Annotated in this window: 3 protein-coding genes; 1 reads left to right on the top strand and 2 read right to left on the bottom strand. The window is 65.7% G+C overall.

Going from position 1 to position 2,352, the window contains the following annotated elements; all coding sequences use genetic code 11:
- A partial coding sequence (locus tag ACWGJ5_RS46480; RefSeq protein ID WP_453315629.1) for a thioredoxin domain-containing protein occupies positions 1-644 on the bottom strand: 644 nt, incomplete at its 3' end.
- A gap of 426 nt (positions 645-1,070) precedes the next feature.
- Between ACWGJ5_RS46480 and ACWGJ5_RS46475 the strand changes: the two genes are divergently transcribed.
- Positions 1,071-1,466, top strand: coding sequence for a hypothetical protein (locus tag ACWGJ5_RS46475; protein ID WP_453315628.1), 396 nt, complete (start codon positions 1,071-1,073; stop codon positions 1,464-1,466).
- Positions 1,467-1,472: 6 nt separating this feature from the next.
- Here ACWGJ5_RS46475 and ACWGJ5_RS46470 read toward each other — a convergent pair.
- Positions 1,473-2,352: YVTN family beta-propeller repeat protein (locus ACWGJ5_RS46470; protein ID WP_453315627.1), on the bottom strand; the 880-nt coding region annotated here is incomplete at its 5' end.

Genomic DNA, 2,352 nt, shown 5'->3' with positions numbered 1-2,352 from the left:
CCGTCCTGGGTCAGGGCGACGTCCCGCGGGCTGCCGCCGACGGTGATGGTGTCGGTGACCTGGTTGGTGGTCGTGTCGATGACCGAGACGGTGTTCGCGTCGGAGTTCGCGACATACGCGTGGCGGCCGTCCTGGGTCAGGGCGACGTCCCGCGGACCGCTGCCGACAGCAACGGCAACACCCGCCCCCGGCAACACCCCCAGGAACGGGGCCAAGTCCGATTCCAGCCTCGCTTCCGATCTTGCGCCGAGGATACTCTTGACGACCTTCCCCTCCTGGAAGACGAGGATCATCGGCAACGCCGCGACGCTGTATTCCACGGGTGTGACCGGGTTCTCGTCCACGTTCAGCTTCACAGCCAGGAGTTCGGGGTGCTGCTGCGCGAGGCTCTCCACGTTCGGTGTCAGCATCTTGCACGGGCCACACCATGGAGCGTAAAAGAGCACTGCGACCGGCTTCTTGCTCTCGAGGACGACCTTCTGGAAATCCGCATCTGTCACGGTACGGAGATCAGTGGCCACGTCACGTCTCACCGCTGAGACGGCTGAGGTGGGGGAAACTGCCGCCGTATCGTCCGCCGCCTGGGGCAGAGCCGTAGCGGACAGTGCGGTCACCGCAACCAGGATCTTGGCAATCAGTCGCATTGCGACCCCTGCCTCTCCCACCCATGGGAAGCGCGCGCTTTGCCATGGAGGTGGCGGGCTCTTCCCGGGGTGATCGGATTGGGGTTCCGGAGCGTGGCGCGCGAATGCAAGCTCCGTTGCCAGCCTACGGCAGCGGAGTTCCCATGTCGCAGGATGCGGCCGTCGGCGGTGTCGCCGGCTCGTCCTGCGTTGATGACGGTCGTCGTTCACAACAGCCGGCAGGTGAGGAACGGGTTCTCCTGCCCGCCAGTTGGGCTCGACGTACCGGCCGTGATGGGTGCAGTGACGCTGTCCAGCAGTCGGGGCGTATCGCCGGCCCATTAGTTCGGCCAGTCGCGATTTGCTGAGTTTTCACCTCGTCTGGGAAAATGGAGGGCGGGCCGCCTGAACGGCAGTACGTGAACGCCGCATCACAGGAGCCGAGACATGGCAGACGTCATTTTTACCGACAGCGCAAACCCCATCACCCCCGACAAGGTCATCATCCATGACGACGAGTCGTTCCGGGTTCAATGGTCTGCGCGCGACGACGGCACTCAGGATTTGCCCGAATTCGTCGACCGCCTGCTGATCCAGAGCATTCCGGAAGGCTGCCCCGGATCCGACGACGTCGATCACGACACTGTGTTCGACAGTGACCAGAACGGTGACCCGAGCGACTTTTCCGAACCGGGCCTGCTGTCCGGCGAGGCCGGGCAGGAGCTGAATCCTTCGGTCGGACCATTTCCCGTCGGCTCCTACAGACTGACCGTCACCTTGGCCAATGATCTCGGCGTGGCAGAAACGACGTTCAACTGCATCAAAATTGTCGCCGCGGTCTGACCGTCGTCAGAGCATCTCGGTGTCGATCACCGACACGTCGTGCGAAGCGCTGTCGGCGACATAGACGTGGCGGTTGTCGTGGCTTACCGCCACTCCCCACGGGCTGACACCGACGCTGGCCCTTGCCGTCACCGTGTTGGTGCCGGTGTCGATCACCGACACGGTGCCCGAGTGAAGGTTGGTCACGTAGGCGCGCATGCCGTTCGGGGCCACGGCCACCCCGACGGGGTTGTCGTCCACGGCGATGGTGGTGAGGACCTGATCACCGTCGGTGTCGATGACCGACACACTGCTCGAAGCGGCGTTCGTGACGTAGACCCGCCGTCCGTCCGGGGCGATCGCCACGGCCGACGGGTTCTTGCCGACGGTCACATTGTGGGTCACCGTACTGGTGGCGGTGTCGATCACCGACACCGGGCCCGCGGCAGTGTTGGCGACATACACGCGGCGGCCGTCGGCGGTCACGGCCAGTCCGCTGGGGTCGACGCCGACGGCGATGGTGGCCGTCACCTGATGGCTCGCGGTGTCGATCACCATCAGGGAGTGCGAACCGACCGCGTAGGCGTGATGACCGTCCGGCGGTACCGCGACCGCGACCGGCACGCCGTCGATCGGGGTGGTGGCCAGGACTTGGCCGGTGGCGGTTTCGACCACCGACACCGAGGCTGAACCCTGGACTCCGATTCTGCCGGGGTTGGCGACGTAGAGCAGGTCACCGTCTGCGGACAGCGCCAGTCCCCAGGAGTTGCTGCCGGCAGTGATCGTGCCCGCCACGTGGTGCGTGGTGGTGTCGCCGATCACGGATACGGTGTTGGCGCCGCTGTTGGCCACGTACACGTGGTGGCTGTCGGGGGAGGCTGCCGCCCCGACCGGGCCGGTGCCGACG

The sequence above is a fragment of the Streptomyces sp. NPDC054783 genome (assembly GCF_053611725.1).
This window is presented reverse-complemented; position numbering and strand designations above follow the sequence as displayed.